General features: G+C 69.3%; 23 protein-coding genes and 1 riboswitch. Of the genes, 12 read left to right on the top strand and 11 right to left on the bottom strand.

Going from position 1 to position 16,472, the window contains the following annotated elements; all coding sequences use genetic code 11:
• Positions 1-97: 97 nt before the first annotated feature.
• Positions 98-493, bottom strand: coding sequence for an SRPBCC family protein (locus tag ACO06I_RS22425; protein WP_421934836.1), 396 nt, complete (start codon positions 491-493; stop codon positions 98-100).
• Positions 494-660: 167 nt separating this feature from the next.
• Here ACO06I_RS22425 and ACO06I_RS22430 point away from each other — a divergent pair, with 167 nt between their 5' ends.
• A complete protein-coding gene (locus ACO06I_RS22430) occupies positions 661-1,023 on the top strand; it encodes a hypothetical protein (protein WP_421934837.1) in 363 nt (120 codons plus the stop codon).
• Positions 1,024-1,026: 3 nt separating this feature from the next.
• On the opposite strand, the gene trhA is transcribed toward ACO06I_RS22430, so the two are convergent.
• Positions 1,027-1,713, bottom strand: a complete 687-nt coding sequence (gene trhA / locus ACO06I_RS22435; protein WP_421934838.1) for a PAQR family membrane homeostasis protein TrhA — start codon at positions 1,711-1,713, stop codon at positions 1,027-1,029.
• Positions 1,714-1,849: 136 nt separating this feature from the next.
• Here trhA and ACO06I_RS22440 point away from each other — a divergent pair, with 136 nt between their 5' ends.
• The 5 genes from ACO06I_RS22440 (at position 1,850) to ACO06I_RS22460 (ending at position 5,796) form a co-directional block, all read left to right on the top strand.
• On the top strand, positions 1,850-2,809 hold the full coding sequence (locus ACO06I_RS22440) for a hypothetical protein (RefSeq protein WP_421934839.1): 960 nt from the start codon (positions 1,850-1,852) through the stop codon (positions 2,807-2,809).
• Between the two features lie 72 nt (positions 2,810-2,881).
• Positions 2,882-3,784 carry a DMT family transporter gene (locus tag ACO06I_RS22445; protein WP_421934840.1) on the top strand — a complete coding sequence of 301 codons (903 nt, stop codon included), beginning with the start codon at positions 2,882-2,884 and terminating at the stop codon, positions 3,782-3,784.
• Between the two features lie 124 nt (positions 3,785-3,908).
• Complete coding sequence (locus tag ACO06I_RS22450) at positions 3,909-4,463, top strand: tetratricopeptide repeat protein (RefSeq protein ID WP_421934841.1); 555 nt, start codon at positions 3,909-3,911, stop codon at positions 4,461-4,463.
• A 40-nt stretch (positions 4,464-4,503) separates the two neighbouring features.
• Positions 4,504-4,848, top strand: coding sequence for a hypothetical protein (locus tag ACO06I_RS22455; protein ID WP_421934842.1), 345 nt, complete (start codon positions 4,504-4,506; stop codon positions 4,846-4,848).
• Positions 4,849-4,944: 96 nt separating this feature from the next.
• A complete protein-coding gene (locus ACO06I_RS22460) occupies positions 4,945-5,796 on the top strand; it encodes a neutral zinc metallopeptidase (RefSeq protein WP_421934843.1) in 852 nt (283 codons plus the stop codon).
• An 8-nt stretch (positions 5,797-5,804) separates the two neighbouring features.
• Here ACO06I_RS22460 and ACO06I_RS22465 read toward each other — a convergent pair whose 3' ends face one another.
• Genes ACO06I_RS22465 through ACO06I_RS22475 form a run of 3 tightly spaced genes read right to left on the bottom strand, consistent with a single transcriptional unit; the run spans position 5,805 to position 7,939 of the window.
• Positions 5,805-6,500 (bottom strand): aspartate/glutamate racemase family protein, encoded by a 696-nt coding sequence (locus tag ACO06I_RS22465; RefSeq protein WP_421934844.1) that lies wholly within the window; start codon positions 6,498-6,500, stop codon positions 5,805-5,807.
• Positions 6,497-7,501, bottom strand: coding sequence for a D-cysteine desulfhydrase (locus ACO06I_RS22470; RefSeq protein WP_421934845.1), 1,005 nt, complete (start codon positions 7,499-7,501; stop codon positions 6,497-6,499). Before ACO06I_RS22470 ends, ACO06I_RS22465 begins: the two co-directional genes overlap by 4 nt.
• Before the next feature lie 54 nt (positions 7,502-7,555).
• Complete coding sequence (locus tag ACO06I_RS22475) at positions 7,556-7,939, bottom strand: DUF6491 family protein (protein WP_421934846.1); 384 nt, start codon at positions 7,937-7,939, stop codon at positions 7,556-7,558.
• 70 nt (positions 7,940-8,009) lie between these two features.
• A riboswitch (TPP riboswitch) is annotated at positions 8,010-8,117 on the top strand.
• A 55-nt stretch (positions 8,118-8,172) separates the two neighbouring features.
• On the opposite strand from ACO06I_RS22475, the gene thiC reads away from it, so the two are divergent.
• Positions 8,173-10,005 carry a phosphomethylpyrimidine synthase ThiC gene (gene thiC / locus ACO06I_RS22480; protein ID WP_421934847.1) on the top strand — a complete coding sequence of 611 codons (1,833 nt, stop codon included), beginning with the start codon at positions 8,173-8,175 and terminating at the stop codon, positions 10,003-10,005.
• Positions 10,006-10,057: 52 nt separating this feature from the next.
• Here thiC and ACO06I_RS22485 read toward each other — a convergent pair whose 3' ends face one another.
• On the bottom strand, positions 10,058-10,342 hold the full coding sequence (locus ACO06I_RS22485) for a GIY-YIG nuclease family protein (RefSeq protein ID WP_421934848.1): 285 nt from the start codon (positions 10,340-10,342) through the stop codon (positions 10,058-10,060).
• 49 nt (positions 10,343-10,391) lie between these two features.
• On the opposite strand from ACO06I_RS22485, the gene ACO06I_RS22490 reads away from it, so the two are divergent.
• Positions 10,392-11,129, top strand: a complete 738-nt coding sequence (locus tag ACO06I_RS22490; RefSeq protein WP_421934849.1) for a pentapeptide repeat-containing protein — start codon at positions 10,392-10,394, stop codon at positions 11,127-11,129.
• Here the strand turns inward: ACO06I_RS22490 and ACO06I_RS22495 are convergent.
• The 3 genes from ACO06I_RS22495 to ACO06I_RS22505 all read right to left on the bottom strand — a co-directional run bounded on the left by ACO06I_RS22495 (position 11,117) and on the right by ACO06I_RS22505 (position 12,436).
• Positions 11,117-11,350, bottom strand: a complete 234-nt coding sequence (locus ACO06I_RS22495; protein WP_421934850.1) for a hypothetical protein — start codon at positions 11,348-11,350, stop codon at positions 11,117-11,119. The two genes, ACO06I_RS22490 and ACO06I_RS22495, sit on opposite strands and share 13 nt — an antisense overlap.
• A 130-nt stretch (positions 11,351-11,480) precedes the next feature.
• Complete coding sequence (locus ACO06I_RS22500) at positions 11,481-11,696, bottom strand: hypothetical protein (protein ID WP_421934851.1); 216 nt, start codon at positions 11,694-11,696, stop codon at positions 11,481-11,483.
• Positions 11,697-11,866: 170 nt separating this feature from the next.
• Positions 11,867-12,436, bottom strand: a complete 570-nt coding sequence (locus tag ACO06I_RS22505; protein WP_421934852.1) for a hypothetical protein — start codon at positions 12,434-12,436, stop codon at positions 11,867-11,869.
• Between the two features lie 266 nt (positions 12,437-12,702).
• On the opposite strand from ACO06I_RS22505, the gene ACO06I_RS22510 reads away from it, so the two are divergent.
• Together ACO06I_RS22510 and ACO06I_RS22515 are read left to right on the top strand one after the other, a co-directional pair.
• Positions 12,703-13,194, top strand: a complete 492-nt coding sequence (locus ACO06I_RS22510) for a DUF2975 domain-containing protein (protein WP_421934853.1) — start codon at positions 12,703-12,705, stop codon at positions 13,192-13,194.
• 2 nt (positions 13,195-13,196) lie between these two features.
• Positions 13,197-13,409, top strand: coding sequence for a helix-turn-helix domain-containing protein (locus tag ACO06I_RS22515; RefSeq protein ID WP_421934854.1), 213 nt, complete (start codon positions 13,197-13,199; stop codon positions 13,407-13,409).
• A 4-nt stretch (positions 13,410-13,413) separates the two neighbouring features.
• Here the strand turns inward: ACO06I_RS22515 and ACO06I_RS22520 are convergent, their stop codons facing one another.
• Positions 13,414-13,887, bottom strand: coding sequence for an HtaA domain-containing protein (locus ACO06I_RS22520; protein ID WP_421934855.1), 474 nt, complete (start codon positions 13,885-13,887; stop codon positions 13,414-13,416).
• Positions 13,888-13,898: 11 nt separating this feature from the next.
• The gene (gene coaD / locus ACO06I_RS22525) at positions 13,899-14,441 is read right to left on the bottom strand and encodes a pantetheine-phosphate adenylyltransferase (RefSeq protein ID WP_421934856.1); all 543 of its coding nucleotides are present in this window, start codon (positions 14,439-14,441) and stop codon (positions 13,899-13,901) included.
• Positions 14,442-14,542: 101 nt separating this feature from the next.
• On the opposite strand from coaD, the gene ACO06I_RS22530 reads away from it, so the two are divergent.
• Both ACO06I_RS22530 and ACO06I_RS22535 read left to right on the top strand, forming a co-directional pair.
• The gene (locus ACO06I_RS22530; protein ID WP_421934857.1) at positions 14,543-15,070 is read left to right on the top strand and encodes a phosphoglycerate mutase family protein; all 528 of its coding nucleotides are present in this window, start codon (positions 14,543-14,545) and stop codon (positions 15,068-15,070) included.
• Positions 15,071-15,263: 193 nt separating this feature from the next.
• Positions 15,264-16,469 (top strand): saccharopine dehydrogenase family protein, encoded by a 1,206-nt coding sequence (locus tag ACO06I_RS22535; RefSeq protein WP_421934858.1) that lies wholly within the window; start codon positions 15,264-15,266, stop codon positions 16,467-16,469.
• The last annotated feature ends 3 nt before the right edge of the window (positions 16,470-16,472 follow it).

Below are 16,472 nucleotides of genomic sequence, written 5' to 3' on the forward strand. Positions count from 1 at the left end.
TCGAGGTTCCACGCAGACGTCATTCACGGCCGCGCCTGCGGACCCAACCTGAGCGAGCATGGACCCATCGGGTGCGGCCGAAAAGGATGACCCGACGTCAGTCGGCCTCAAGGGTCCTTTTCAGGACCTCGGCGCCCTGGGCCATCATCGGGCCCATGGTGTCGGCGGCGGCGTGGGGCAGGACGTCGGCGATCCAGACGAAGCGGCAGCGGCCTTCGCCAGCCGGGAACACCTGGTTCGAGGCGCTGTGCTGGGTGAGCCGGGGACTGGCGACGCTGTAGGCGAAGCGGCGCTCGGCATGGTCGATGTCGATGATGGTCTCCCGCGCGGTCATGCCGTTGCCGAAGGTGACGGTGCGGACCTCGCCCTCCAGCACGGTGTCCACCACGAAGCCGGGGACCAGGCGCGTGTGCAGGGCGCCGACGTCGGCGATGGCGGCCCAGACCTTGTCGGCCGGGGCGTTGATGATGACTTCCTTGTGGACGGTGGCCATGGCCGGAGCTCTCGATCGGGGTTGAAAACCAGGCCGGAACATGGGGCGGGGCGCTGCGCGCGTCTGGCCGATTTCGGACACGGTCACCGGGCCGGGGGAACCGGCGTCACGGCCGGGTATTTTCCGCTCGCCGCCCTTCCGCCGGCTTTTGCTGTTCTGACGCCCTGATGAAACACCTGATCGTCCTTACCGCCCTTTGCCTGGTGGTCGCGCCCGCGGCGGCCCTCGCCGCGGAGTCCACGCCCTTGGCGCGGGCCTTTGGCAATACGGTGGTGTCCACCTACCCGGACGGCCGCACGGGTCTGCTGTGGCTCAAGAGGGATGGGACCTACGACGCCAAGGGTCGTCACCGCACGCCGTCCAGCGGCAAGTGGACCCTGAGGGGGGATCGGGTGTGCCTGAAGCAGGCCAAGCCGCGCGCCGTGCCCTTCTCCTACTGCACCGCCCTGCCGTCCGGCGAGCGCTGGCGGGCCAAGGCGGTCACGGGGGAGCCGATCACCGTGCGGATCGTGAAGGGCGTCGCGTCCTAGGGCCTAGTGCTGGGCCAGGACCACGCCCATCAGCACGGCGACGTACTGCAGGACCGCCCCGCCCACCACATGGCCGTGCCAGATGGCGCGGCGGAACTTCAGCCGCTCCAGCAGGTAGAAGACCGCGCCGGTGGAATAGATGGCGCCGCCCAGGGCCAGCAGCAGCAGGGCCACCCAGGACAGACCGTCCACCATCGGCTTGATCGCCACCAGCACCAGCCAGCCGAGCGCCAGGTAGAGGCCGACCCAGAAGCGGCGGCCCAGGCCCGGTAGGAACAGCTTCCCGACGATGCCGAGGGTGGCGAGGCTCCAGACCGCGGTGGTCATGGCGATGGACCAGGCGCCCGTCAGGTTCTGGGTGGTGAAGGGGGTGTAGGAGCCGGCGATCATAAGGAAGATGCCGGCGTGATCGAAGCGGCGCAGCAGGGGCCGCCAGGTGGGCTTGGCGAAGTTGTAGGCCGTGGACAGGGCCAGCATCGCCACCATGGCCAGGCTGTAGACCGCCACCGCGGCCACCTGACCCAAGGTGCCGATCTTCACCGAGAGCCCCAGCAGGATGCCGCCGCCAATGAGGGCGAAGGTCAGGCCGGCGACGTGCACGACCAGGTCGGCGCACTTGGCGGCGGGCGTGGGATAGTGTCGCGGCGGGAACATGAAAGTCACCATAGCGCCGGCGTGTGGCGGACGCATGACCAATCTTGCCGGGCGGGGGCGCCGGTTTATTTCGTTGTCAAAGCGTGGCATTTGCATCTGGTGGCGTAGGTGTTCCGTACTGTGAGGAATGTCGCATCCTTGGTTCGCGGACCAGGGGCCAATCAGGATCTCGATGCCCGAAGCGGACGCCCCGGCCGTTCCCAATGACGTCAGCCGCCACGTGATGCGCCTCGGCGGCGACTTCTTCCTGTCCGCCAGCCAGATCATCACCACCTCCATCGACGCCGATCTGGTGACCGGGGTGATCTTCCTGGCCATCGTGCGGGCCAATGTTCGGCATCTGCTCGGTGAGCCCGGCCTGGCCGCGGCCTATTTCGAGCCCGGCGACCTGCCGCCCGAGGCGCTGCGGCGGCCGGTGAGCGTCTACGCCGTCGCCCGTGAACTGCACCTGCCCTACGAGACCGCGCGGCGCCATATCGGCAAGCTGCTGGCGGCCGGCCTGTGCGTCCGCGGCGGCGACGGCGGGGTCGTGGTCCCGGCCGAGGTGAACGACCGCGAGAACGTCCGCGCCGCGGTGCGGACGAATTTCCAGGCGACGGTGCGTTTCGTCCAGGCCCTGGCCGACGCGGGCGTCACGCCCACCTGCGGGCCCGCGCCCGGCGCCGCCGAGAAGATGGCCTACCTGCCGCGCGAGGTGGTGAGGCTGTCGAGCGCCTATTTCCTCGACGCCGTCGAACTGCTGATGACCAACATGGATCTGCAGCTGGTGGAGGGCCTGATGTTCCTGGCCGTCGTGCGGGCCAACACCCTGCATGTGACCCTCGACCCGGCCCTGGCCGCGACCTTCAGCGGCGTCGACGAGATTCCGCCCGACGAGCTGAGGAAGACCGTCAGCATCAACAACCTGGCCCGCGAGCTGAGCCTGCCCTACGAGACCGCCCGCCGCCACGCGCACAAGCTGATCGACGCCGGGATCTGCCGGCGGAAACCCGACCGCGGCCTGGTGGTGCCCGCCGAGGTCCATGCCCGCGAGGGTTTCAAGCGCGGGGTGATCCAGACCTTCGAGATGACCCAGGGCTTCGTGAACGACCTGGCGGCGGCGGGCCTCATCCTGCGGCCCACCGGAAGCTGACATCGCCGCGGACGGGCGTCCTGTCGCCGCACGGGATGGCGCGGCCGGACCGAACCGCCTATGGCCTCACTCATGACCGCCAACCCCCCGCCCGCGCACCTGACCGTCCAGCGCAACGGCCTGGGGATCGCCCTGCGGGTGGCGGCCATGGTCTGCATGGCGGGCCTGGCGGCGCTGGTGAAGTGGTGCTCCAGCCGCGGCGTGCCGGTCCTGGAGATCATCTTCTTCCGCAACGCCTTCGCCTTCGTTCCGGTCCTGCTCTACATCTCCCGCACCAGCGGCTTCTCGGTGCTGAGGACCAAGCGGCCGCTGGGCCACCTGATGCGCTCCACCGTCGGCCTGACCGGCATGGTCTGCGGGTTCACCGCGGTCAGCCTGCTGCCGCTGACCGAATCCACCGCGCTCTCCTTCTCCGCCCCCCTGTTCATGACCGCCATGTCGGCGGTGATCCTGAAGGAGACCGTGGGGCTGCACCGCTGGGGCGCCGTCGTCGTCGGCCTGGCCGGCGTACTGATCATGATCCATCCCGACCCGGCCCACATGGCCGTGAAGGGGACGATCTTCGCCCTGGTGGCCGCCGTCGGCTCGGCGGGCGCCATGATCGCCATCCGCGAGATCGGCCGCACCGAGCCGGGCGCCACGATCGTCTTCTACTTCACCCTGGCGGGCATGGTTCTGGGGCTGGCGAGTTTGCCCTTCGGCTGGGTGATTCCGGACCTGCCGACGCTTGGCCTGCTGATCCTGGCCGGCCTGCTGGGCGGGGTGGGACAGCTCTTCCTTACCGAGGCGATCCGGCGGGCGCCGGTGGCCGTGGTGGCGCCCTTCGACTACACCCAGCTGGTCTGGGCCAGCCTCATCGGCTTCCTGGTCTGGGGCGAGACCCCCAGGCTCGCGACCCTGGCCGGCGCCCTCGTCGTGGCCGGCAGCAGCGTCTACATCCTGCTGCGCGAGACCCGCCGCTTCCGCCGCGCCTGACCGCCGGCGGCTTGCAGAAAGCCTGCGTTGACAGACCCTTGTTACGGGAAGAGTCTCGCCATGAAGTCAGGTTCCGCGAGGGCCTCGCGCGCTCCGGGGCCGACTCCAGGCGAGGAGGCCAGGCATGTTCAGGACAGTATCGATGGCGGGCGCCCTGGCGCTGGCCTGCGTGGCGGGCTCGGCCCAGGCCGCGGTCACCGTGATCGGCGGAGGTCTGGCCCAGGCCTGCTCCCAGGCCGCGGTCGGCGGGGAGAGCGACGTCAAGTTCCAGAAGCTTTGCACCGACGCCCTGGACACCGAGTTCATGAACGCCCGCGACCGGGCCGGGACCCTGGTGAACCGCGGCGTCCTCAAGTTGCGGCGCGGGGCCTATCCGGAGGCCACCCGCGACTTCGACCAGGCGGTGAAGCTCAAGGCCGACATGGGCGAGGCCTACGTGAACCGCGGCGCGGCCTCCATCGGCCAGCGGCGCTACGCCGAGAGCCTGCCCGACCTCAACAAGGGGCTGGAGCTGGGGGTGCAGGAGCCAGCCAAGGCCTATTACAATCGCGCCCTGGCCTATGAGGGTCTGGACGACGCCAAGTCCGCCTATTTCGACTACCAGAAGGCCCTGGAGATGCAGCCCGAATGGGCCGCCCCTCGGGAGCAGCTCACCCGCTTCAGCGTCTCGCGGCGATAGGGATGGGGACCCGGCCGGGTCCCCACGCGTTCTGATCGGTATGCGTCTCCTGCTTTCAGCTCTCGCCCTCTCCGCCGTCTTCGCCACGGCCGCGTCGGCGCAGGACACCGGCTGGGCCGCCCGGGACTTCGATCTCTGGCGGCAGCAGCAGCTGGCCAATCAGCGGGCGGTGGCGCTGGAGAACCAGCTCAACGCCCTGGAAGCCCGCCAGCAGACCGAAGCGCGTCTGCGCGAGTTGGAAGCCCAGCGCGCCACGATCCGCCTGCACCCCGACGACGCCCGGCCGACGCCCAATCCGGCGGCCAGCCTGCTGCCCTCCAACATCGACGCCTGGATGGCCGCCTCCAACGCCCGGGTCCGCGCCGCGGCCGAAAACCGTCGGTAGGGCTAGCAGTCCCACCGCTAGCTGACAGCCTCACCATTCGGCGGCATCCTTGGCGGGAATGGCGCGTTGAGGTCGCCAGGGTTTCAGGAGACGGCTATGCGTTGGCAAGGCGGACGGCGCGGCGGGAACATCGAGGATCGCCGGGGCCTCGGCCCGGTGGCGGTCGGCGGGGTCGGCATCGGCGGGTTGGTCCTGGCGGCCATCGGCTATTTCGTCTTCGGCATCGATCCCTCGACGACCCTCAGCGTGGTCAACCAGGCCGGCGGCGAAGCGCAGCAGCAGGAGGGGGTGCGCGGCACGCCCCAGGACGCCGACGCCCAGTTCGTCGACGTCATCGAGACCTCCACCAGCGACGTCTGGGGCCAGGTCTTCAAGGCCTCCAATCGCAGCTATGATCCGCCGGCGGGGGTGGTGATCTATGACCGCGCCACCGGCACCGGCTGCGGCATGGGCCAATCGGCCATGGGGCCGTTCTACTGTCCGCAGGACCGCAAGGTCTATCTGGACCTGGCCTTCTGGCAGGAGCTTTCAGGCCGCTTCGGCGCCCAGGGCGACGCGGCGCGGGCCTATGTGATCGCCCACGAGATCGGCCACCACGTCCAGAACCTCACCGGCCAGATGGACAAGGCCAAGCAGTATGGCGCGCGGGGGCAGGACTCAGGCTCGGTGCGGCTGGAACTGCAGGCCGACTGCTATGCCGGGGTCTGGGCGGCGCGGGCCTCCGAGGCCTCCGGCGGCCAGGTGGCGCTCGATCCCAAGGATGTGGAGGACGGGCTGCGCGCCGCCGCCGCCGTGGGGGACGACACCCTGCAGAAGCAGTCCCAGGGCCGGGTCATGCCCGACGCCTTCACCCACGGCACCAGCGAGCAGCGGATGCGCTGGTTCCGGGCCGGCGTGCAGAACGGCGATCCGGCGTCCTGCGACACCTTCAGCGCGTCGCGCCTCTAGGCCGCGCGTCAGGTCTCAAGAACCGGCACGGGCTCGTAGCCCAGGCAGACGTCCACGCAGCGCTTGGCGAGCAGTTCGCCGGCGTCCAGCAGCGGCTTGCGGACGTCCTTGGGCGAGAGCACCAGGGGGACCTCGGTGCAGCCGGCGATGACGGCTTCGGCGCCCTCGGCCACCAGGATCTCGGCCAGGTCGGCCATGGCCTGGCGCACCCCCGGACCGAGGTCGCCGGCCTTGATCTTGGCAAGCAGGGTCATGAACCCCTCCTGGGCCTCGGCGGGCAGGGTCACCAGGCCCATGCCCTGGGCGGCGAGATATTCGCGATAGAGCCGGATGGCCTGCTTGGTGCCCAGGACCCCGGCCCGCCGGGCGCCGGTATCGCGCGCGGCATGCGACGTCGTCTGGATCATGTCGATCAGCGGCAGGCCCGAGGCCCGGGTGATCAGATCGGCGTGGGCGTGGGCGGTGTTGCAGGCGATGGCCAGGACCTCGGCCCCGGCCCCGTGCAGGGCGCCGGCCATCTCGGCCAGGACCGGTCCGGGCTTGGCGAAGGGATCGTTGCGGTCGGGCACCTGGGGGTTGATGTCGACGATGACCCGGATGTGATCCTTCTCCGACTTCACCGGGGTGAAGGCCTGGAGCTTGGCGAGGAAGTCGAGGGTGGCGGCCGGACCCATGCCGCCGAGGACGCCGAGGACGAGGCTCATTCCAGGTTTCCTTCCAGTTCCGAGGCGTAGCCGAACAGGCCCTGGGCGCCGCCGGTGTGCAGGAAGACCACCGTCTCGTCCTGGAAGGCGCCGGCCTTGCTGAGCGCGATCAGGCCCTTCATGGCCTTGCCGGTGTAGACCGGGTCCAGCAGCAGGGCCTCGGTGCGGGCCACCAGCTTCAGGCCCTCGATCACCGCCTCGTCGATCAGTCCGTAGCCCGCGCCGACATAGTCGCAGTTGGCGACGGTCATCTCGCGGGTGACGCGGTCGGGGTGGCCCAGCAGGGTCGCGGTCTCCACCGCCAGCTTGTGAACATTGGCCTCCTGCACGTCCCTGGGCGCGCGGACCCCGACGCCCAGGATGGGAATATCCGCGCCCATCAATGCCAGACCCGCCACCAGCCCGGCATGGGTGCCGGCGCTGCCGGTGGCGGTGACGATGCGGTCGATGACGATCCCCTGCTCGTCGGCCTGGCGCACCAGTTCGATGGCGCAGTCCACATAGCCGAGCGCGCCGATGGCGTTGGAGCCGCCGCCTGGGATGACATAGGGAATCCCGCCGCGGGCGCGGACCTCCTCGGCCACCTCCGCCAGGGCGGCGGTCATGTCGGTTCCGGCCGGGACCCTTCGCAGCTTGCCGTCCAGCAGGCGGTCCAGCAGGACGTTGCCCGAGGTGTTGTAGTCGACGGCCTTGGAACCGGTCCGCTCCTCCAGGATGATCTCGCAGCCCAGGCCGAAATGGGCGGCGGCGGCCGCGGTCTGGCGCACGTGGTTGGACTGCACGGCGCCCTGGGTCACCAGGGTGTCGCAGCCCTGGTCCAGGGCGTCCCCCAGCAGGAATTCCAGCTTGCGGGTCTTGTTGCCGCCCCCGGCCAGGCCCGTGCAGTCGTCCCGCTTGACCCACAGTTCGGGGCCGCCCAGGGCCGCGCTCAGGCGGGGCATGGGCTCCAGCGGCGTGGGCAGGTGCGCGAAGCGGGCGCGGGGGAAGCGGGCCAGATGCATGGAGGTCTCCTCGAACCCCTGCCTAGCACGGCCGGCGCGGGCTTCGCGAGACGCTTAGGGCTTCAGCTTGGGGGGCAGGGCGGCGATCTGGGCCGGGGTCAGCTTGGTGATCTTGTTGACGATGCAGGGCGACAGGCCGATGGCGCCGGCCACCTTCAGGTCCAGGTCGATGGGCTGACAGATGAAGTCGTTGCCGCGGCTCTCGATCACCAGGGGGTCGCCGAAATTGGCCCCGGCCAGGCAGGCCCCCGCCATGTCGATCCGGTAGACGTCCTTGCGGGCCACCCCGACATAGAGGGTCTTGGGGTCGCCGACGGTGTGGCCGTTCATCTGGCTGACGCGGAAGCATTGCCGGGCCGGGGCGGGATCGGCGGCCAGGGCGGGCGCGGCGGCGCTCAGGGCTGTGACGGCGAGCAGCAGGGGGAGGAGGCGGGTCATGGGCGATCCTTGCGGGTGACGGAAGATCAGCACCCCAGGATGGCATTTGTCGGGCGCCTCAGCTAGCGTGAGGGCTTCTCCGGGGAGTCGCCGCAGCGGCTGAGAGGCGGGTTCGTCCCCGCGACCCGCCGAACCTGATCCGGGTCATGCCGGCGAAGGGAGGGAACGCGGGCCACCGCACGACCACTCTGCGCGACACGTCCGGGTCTCCTTACCAAGGCAGGAGCCCGCGCATGAACATCCAGACCCCCGTCCCCAGCAATGGCGCCATCCCCACTGGGGAGCGGCCCGGTTCGCGCAAGGTCTATCAGGCCGGCGTGCTGTGGCCCGACATCCGGGTCCCTTTCCGCGAGGTGGCGGTCCACCCCAGCGCCAATGAGCCGCCGGTGACGATCTATGATCCCTCCGGTCCCTATACCGATCCCGCCGCCCGCATCGATATCGACAGGGGGCTGCCGAAGACCCGCGAGCCCTGGGTGGTGTCCCGGGGCGACGTCGAGGTGGTGGCCGAGCCTCGGGCGGTGAAGCCCGAGGACAACGGCGGCGCGGCGGGCGCGCACCTGGCGCCGGCCTTCACGGCCCCGCGCCGGGTCTACCGCGCCAAGGGCGCCGGCTGCGTCACCCAGATGGACTACGCCCGGCGCGGGATCATCACCCCGGAGATGGAGTACGTGTCCATCCGCGAGAACCTGCGCCGCGGCGAGGGCGACGGCTTCATCCGCGACGGCGAGGACTTCGGGGCCGAGATCCCGGACGTCTGCACCCCGGAGTTCGTGCGCTCCGAGGTGGCCCGGGGCCGCGCCATCATCCCGGCCAACATCAACCACACCGAGCTGGAGCCGATGGCCATCGGCCGGAACTTCCTGGTGAAGATCAACGCCAATATCGGCAACTCCGCGGTGCTCTCCACCGTGGCCGACGAGGTGGACAAGATGGTCTGGGCCATCCGCTGGGGGGCCGACACGGTCATGGACCTCTCCACCGGCCGCAACATCCACAACATCCGCGACTGGATCATCCGGAACAGCCCCGTGCCCATCGGGACGGTGCCGATCTACCAGGCCCTGGAGAAGGTGGACGGGGTCGCCGAGGACCTGACCTGGGAGGTGTTCCGCGACACCCTGATCGAGCAGGCCGAGCAGGGGGTGGACTACTTCACCATCCATGCCGGGGTGCGGCTGTCCTATGTGCCGCTGACCGCCAAGCGGGTGACCGGGATCGTCAGCCGGGGCGGCTCGATCATGGCCAAGTGGTGCCTGGCCCACCACAAGGAGAACTTCCTCTACGAGCACTTCGAGGACATCTGCCAGATCATGCGGGCCTATGACGTGTCCTTCAGCCTGGGGGACGGGCTGCGGCCGGGGTCCATCGCCGACGCCAATGACGCGGCCCAGTTCGCCGAGCTGGAGACCCTGGGGGAACTGACGCAGGTGGCCTGGAAGCATGGGGTCCAGACCATGATCGAGGGCCCCGGCCACGTGCCGATGCACAAGATCAAGGCCAACATGGACAAGCAGCTGAAGGTCTGCGGCGAGGCGCCGTTCTACACCCTGGGCCCGCTCACCACCGACATCGCGCCGGGCTACGACCACATCACCAGCGGGATCGGGGCGGCCATGATCGGCTGGTTCGGCACGGCCATGCTCTGCTACGTGACGCCCAAGGAGCACCTGGGCCTGCCCGACCGGGAGGACGTCAAGCAGGGGGTGATCACCTACAAGATCGCCGCCCACGCCGCCGACCTGGCCAAAGGCCATCCCACGGCGCGGGCCTGGGACGACGCGCTCAGCCGGGCCCGGTTCGAGTTCCGCTGGGAGGACCAGTTCAACCTCGGCCTCGATCCGGAGACGGCGCGGGAATACCACGACGAGAGCCTGCCCAAGGAGGCCTTCAAGACCGCCCACTTCTGCTCCATGTGCGGGCCGAAGTTCTGCTCCATGAAGATCAGCCAGGAGATCCGCGAGACGGCCGCCCGGCAGAACGACGTGGCCGAGGGGATGGCGGAGATGAGCGCCAAATTCCGGGCTGGAGGTGGGGAAATCCAGGTGCCGGTGGCGCCGGACTAGTCACCCCAATCCCGCTCATCCCCGCGAAAGCGGGGACCCAGGCTTTTTTGTTTCAGACGAGTTCAGCGGAACGATCCAACCATGCGGGGTTGAAACGCTCGATCAGCTCGAGCTTCCACGCCCGGTTCCATTTCTTCATCTGCCGCTCGCGGCGGAAGGCGCCGTCGCGAGTCTCGAACACCTCGTAGTGCACGAGGATCGAGACGCCATACTTGGCGGTGAAGCCGGGGCGCAGCTTCTCGCGATGCTCCCAACTGCGTCGCGAAAGATTGTCGGTCGAGCCGATATAGAGCGTCCCGTTGCGCTGGCTTGCGACGATGTAGGTGTAGAAGCTCATCGAGGAAAAAGCGGTCCCCGCTTTCGCGGGGATGAGCGGAGTTGGGGAAATGTCGCGAGAGCTCAACGCCGGGTCGACCATCAGCGACGAAGACCTGTCGTTGGCCGACTGGACCGACGCGGACTGCACCGATGCGGTGTTCGAGAACTGCACCATCGAGGGGGCGCAGTTCTCGGACACGGTGCTGGAAGGCAGTAAATTCAAGGGCTGCCGCATCGTCGGCTCCCGGTTCGCCAGCGCCAACCTGCGTGACGCGCACTTCGAGGCCTGCGTGTTCGCGCAAGGCCAACAGGGGCCGACATTCGCCCATTGCGGTCTCGATGAGGTGCGCTTCACGCGGTGTGATCTGTCCTTCGCGCGGTTCGAGCGGTCGAGCCTCTATGGCGCGGCGTTCGAGACCTGCAACCTGCGGGGCGCGGCCTTCGTGGGCGCCGATTTCAGCCGGGCCTTCGGGCGCAAGGTGATCCGCACCCAGGTGTCGTTCTCGGGCTGCAGCCTGGAGCTGGCCGACCTCGCCCAGGCGCGGCTGGCGGGCGCCGACCTCACCAATGTCTCGCTGCGGGAAGCCGACCTGCGGGAGGCCGACCTGACCGGCGCAGATATGCGGAACTGTGATCTGTTTCAGGCCCTGACCGGCGGGGCAAAGTTCGCTGATGCCGACCTGCGCGGCGCGGAGGTCAGCGGCCTGAACCTGTCAGGCCTGGCCACCTGCGAGGGCATGAAGATCGACGCCAGCCAGCAGTACCGGCTGCTGACCGCGCTCGGCCTCGACGTCTACGCCGAGTAGTCGTCGTCGCGGTGGGCCTTGACCCGGATCCGCTCGGGCTTGGGCCAGGTGCGGACCATCACCACCAGCATGGAGGAGCCGAGGATCGCGGCCAGGCCCGACAGGCCCTGGGCGGTGTCCATGCCGATCGCGGCCTGTCGGCCCACCAGGGCGCTGGCCAGGATCACGAAGGCCATGGCGGCGCGTTCGGCGGAGAGGCTGGCGGCGATCGATTTGAGCATGGGTTCTCCTATGCCCTCCAGTTGACGTGCGATCTCAGGGTCGTCCGTCACGGTAAATATGGAATGTGGTCGGCCTGCGGCGAGTGGTCACGCTTGCGGCGGCCAGGAGACCCGATCGCCTGGTTTCGCGTCAGTCGTCCTGGCGGGCCGTGACCTTGGCGGCGACCGGGGCGATCCGCACCCAGACGGCCACGGTCACCGAACCCAGCACCGCCGTGGCCGCGCCGGCCCACTGGATCGCGTCCATGCCCTGGGCGGCGTAGCGGCCGGCCAGCAGGCTGACCACGAAAACCAGGACGGCGGAGCCCCACTCGGCTCCAGTGCGCGAAAACAGCGTGTTCAGCATGGGGGTCCCTTGGCGGCCCGGATGTCGGTAGAGGCGCATAAGGCCATACCCACAAGGGATTCGCGATGCGGCATGGCCGCGCAGAGGTGCGAATTGGCGCGACTGGGCGCCGGACCTGCGGGGAATGCCTTCCGGGCTTCGAGATCAAATCCCGAAGCCGCGCGGGCCGGCTACGGCCCGCAGGTCCAGAGGCCGGTGAGGACCAGGCGGGCGCCGTCGGCGCGGTCGTAGGTGAGGGTCGCGGGATAGCCGGGGGACTCGCCGCCGCCGACCGGGGCCGCGCCGGTCAGGGCGATGGTGACGGTCTTGCCCTGGCCCGCGAAGGCCGCGCCCTTGGTCATGGCGTCAAAGCCGCCGGGGGTGGTGACGGGCTCCACATAGTCGCCGACCTTGACGACGCCCTGGGCCGCTTGCTTGGAGGCCACGAAGCCCGTGGCCACCAGCAGGGGCGAGGCGGTGGGGGTGGAGAAGCTGCATTGCAGCTCGCCCTTCAGGGACGCCGCCTGCAGGTCGGCGGTGGAGAGGGCGTTCAGGACAATGGCCGATCCGTCGCCGCCGATCGTGGCGGCGGGCGCCGGCGTGGGGGCTGGCGGCGGCGCGGACGGCACGCCCGGAGCGATCGGGGCGGGGGCGGCGGGTGGCTTGGTGTCCGCCTGGGGCGAGCAGGCGGCCAGGGCCAGGGCGGCCAGGGCCGCGACGACCTGGCGGTACGGGGTGGAGAAGCTTCGGAAGTGCGCCATCGGTGTCCCTTGCCGCCGCTGCAGGTCCGCCCTTGCGGCGGTTCAGGGCCATGGGGCCATGGGCGTCGGGCAGGCGCAATCCAACTCGCCTCATGCTGGCGCTTCGACACGACGGGTGGCCGTAAAACAAAAAGAAATTATTGCAATTCGATAATTATATCGACAGTCTCGTCTCGGATATGGAGGTGAACATGTCTGCAAGCACGACAGCCGGCCTGGGCCGGGAACGGGGCGTTGCCGCCCTTTGCGCCACTGGATGCGGGGTGTTGGCGATCGCCATCCCGGCTGGCGTGGCGGCGCTGTGGGCCTTTGGATCGTGGGAGGCCCTGGCCCTGGTGCGGCTGATCCCGCCCGACATCCTGCCCGACATGTGGATGGGGGGTGAGCCACGCCTCTGGCAGCGGGCGACCGGGGCGCTGATCTGCCTGGTCCCGGCTCTGCTGCTGAGCTACGGCCTGCTGCGGGTGCGGCGTGCGCTCGCGGCCTTCGTGCGGGGAGACTTCTTCGCCGGCGAGGTGGTGGATGGCCTGCGGGCCTATGCGGGGGCGAGCTTCTGGGCCGCGGTCGCCGCCCTGATCGCCGTGCCGGTGCTGTCGCTCGCCATCAGCTTCGCCAATCCGCCCGGCCACAAGGAACTGAGTATCGATCTCAGCGGCGCGCAGGTCCTGAACCTGCTGGCCGCCGCCATCCTATGGGTGATCGCCTCGGTGATGGCGCGGGCGGCCAGCCTCGCCCGCGAAAACGCCGAGTTCGTCTGACGATGGCCATTGTCGTGACCCTCGACATCATGCTCGCCACCCGCAAGGCGAAGTCCAAGGACCTGGCCGACTTCGTGGGCATCACCGAGGCCAATGTCTCGCTGCTCAAACAGGGCAAGGTGAAGGGCGTCCGCTTCGACACACTGGAGCGCATCTGCGCCTTCCTGCAGTGCCAGCCGGGGGACATCCTGAAATATGTGGCGGAGGAGGCGTAACCCGTCAGCCAGCCGCCAGCCGCACCGGATCGAGCGCCGCCCCGGCCGGGTAGTGGTCGCCGAGCCACTGGGTGCCGAACATCATCAGGGCGGCCGGGAGGATGAGGCCGCCGGTGGGATCGGGGGCCGGGGCGGCGAGGTCGAGTTTCGCGGCTTCCAGCCGATAGGTGCGGGTGGGGTGGTCGGCGACGGTGAGGATGGCGCCGGCCTCGCCGATCTCCAGCATGGGGTCGACCAGGGAGACCTTGAGCATGCCGCCATGGGCGGTGAACTGAACCTCGCCCAGGAAGAGGCCGCGCCCCGCCAAGCGCCCCTCGGGGTCCAGGGTCAGGCTGCTGTCCGGCGCGGCGGCGAAGGTGAAGCCGCCGTCGGCCGCGCGGGCGGCGCCGGCGCCGGCCTCGATGGTCCCCCCCGCGCCCTCGACATAGGCGCGGAAGCTCTGTTTCACGCCCCAGGTCAGGGCCGTCACGGTTCGCATGGCTGTGCTCCTCAACTCAACAATTCGCGCCGCGCGGCGAAGGCCGTCTCGACGCAGGGCATGACCAGCCAGCCGATGCCTTCGCCCACCGCGTCCAGTTCCTTGGCGGTGCTGGAGGAGACGTGGAGGAACTGGGACTCGCAGATGAAATGGACCATCAGGACCTTGGGGTCGATGCGTCCAGCCACGCCGTGCAGGTTGAACTCGTCATTGAAGTCGCTGGCCTCGCGCAGGCCGCGCACGATGTGGGTGGCGCCGATCTGGTGGGCGTAGGCGATCAGGCTGCGGTCGGTATATTCGCTGACCTCCAGGGCGCCGCCGAACAGGTTCCCCGGTCCTGTCGCGGCCTCCGGCCACAGCTCGGTGATGGAATCGACGATCAGGCGCTCGCTCTCCTCGACGCCGAAGGTGCGCACCTTCCTGACATTGAAACCGATGGCGACGTGGACGGCGTCGAAGGTCATCAGGGCCTTGCCGATGATGTCGAGGTGGCCGCGTGTGACGGGGTCGAAGGACCCCGCATAGAGCGCCTTGGTGGCGCCGGACTTACGCATGTGAGGACCTCGAACGCGTGCCTGAAGCGGGGAGAGTTCCGCGATGCGGTCGCAATGCGCAAGCCTGGGCGCGTTCGCGGACTTCACGCTAAGGTCAGGCCATGATTCATCGCCCCTTCCTCGCGGCCCTGGCGGCCGCCGCGATCGCCCTGCCGGCCCAGGCCCAGACGGTGGTTCTGGTGCGCCACGGGGAGAAGGCCGGCCCGACCGGCGACGTCGACCTGTCGGCGGCCGGCCAGGCCCGGGCCCAGGCGCTGGCGGGCGCGCTTTCCGGCGCCAAGGTGACCCTGGTGATCGCCACGCCCCTGAAGCGCACGAAGCAGACGGCGCAGCCGACGGCCCAGGCGGCGGGGGTGGCGATCACGCCGATCGGCTTCGAGGGCGGCGACGCCGCCCACGTCCAGCGGGTCGCCGAGCGGGCCCGCCAGGCGCGCGCCGGGGCGACGGTGCTGATCGTGGCCCACAGCAACACGCTCACCCAGATCGCCCGCGCCCTGGGGGATCCCGCGCCGGTGGTGCTCACCGACTGCGACTACGACACCATGACGGTGCTCGAGCTGGACGGAGCGGCGACCCGCGCCCTGCACGCCCGCTACGGCGCGGCAACGCAGAGCTGCCCGGGGGGCTAGGCTGTCCTTCTCCCGCCAGGGGGGAAGGACAGGGTGGAGCCGGCCATTGATTCGGGCCTTGGCTCCGGCGCCGAAACAGAGCTGGGCCGTTTCAGGTGGTTAGCGGTCGCGGCGTCGTCGTGATACTCCCGCGCCAACGCCGCCGTCGGGCGGCCAATTTCCAGAAGCTTGTTCCGCGTCAGAAGGGGCACAGATGAGTAGGGTGCTTGTTATCGGCGCTGGCGGCGTGGGCTCAGTGGCCGTCCACAAGATGGCCATGAACCCCGATGTGTTCTCGCACATCACCCTGGCCAGCCGCCGCCAGGCCAAGTGCGAGGCCATCGCCGCCTCGGTGAAGGCGCGCACCGGCGTGGCCATCGACACCGCGCAGTTGGACGCCGACGACATCGCCGCCACCACGGCGCTGATCAAGGCCGTGAAGCCCGGCCTGGTGGTGAACCTGGCCCTGCCCTATCAGGACCTGGCGATCATGGAGGCCTGCCTGGCGGCCGGGGTGAACTATCTCGACACCGCCAACTACGAGCCCCGCGACGAGGCCAAGTTCGAATACCGCTGGCAGTGGGCCTATCAGGAGCGGTTCAAGGCCGCGGGGCTGATGGCCCTGCTGGGCTGCGGCTTCGACCCCGGCGTGACCTCGGTGTTCGCCACCTATGCGAAGAAGCACCTGCTGGACAGCATCGAGACCCTGGACATCCTGGACTGCAACGGCGGCGACCACGGCCACCCCTTCGCCACCAACTTCAATCCCGAGATCAATATCCGCGAGGTCACCGCGCCGTCCCGGCACTGGGAGAACGGGGCCTGGGTGGAGGGGCCGGCGCTCGCCCAGAAGCAGGTCTTCGACTTCGACCAGGTGGGCCCGCGCAACATGTACCTGATGTACCACGAGGAGCTGGAGTCGCTGGCCCGGTTCTATCCGGAGATCAGGCGCATCCGCTTCTGGATGACCTTCGGGGATTCGTACCTGAAGCACCTGGAGGTGCTGACCAATATCGGCATGACCCGGATCGACCCGGTGATGTTCGAGGGGCGCGAGATCGTGCCCCTGCAGTTCCTCAAAGCGCTCCTGCCCGAGCCCTCGTCCCTGGGGCCGGTGACCAAGGGCAAGACCAATATCGGGGTCATCGCCACAGGCGCGAAGGATGGGACGGAGAAGACCGTCTACATCCTCAATATCTGCGACCATGAGGCGGCCTATGCGGAGACCGGCAGCCAGGCGGTGAGCTACACCACCGGGGTTCCGGCCATGATCGGGGCGGCCCTGATGCTGACGGGCCGGTGGAAGGGTGAGGGGGTGTTCAACATGGAGCAGCTCGATCCCGACCCGTTCATGGACCAGCTGAACCGGCAGGGGCTGCCCTGGCAGGTCAAGGACCTGCCGGCGCCGCTGGCCTTCTGACCG

The sequence above is a fragment of the Phenylobacterium sp. genome (assembly GCF_965229015.1).
GTDB lineage: Bacteria > Pseudomonadota > Alphaproteobacteria > Caulobacterales > Caulobacteraceae > Phenylobacterium.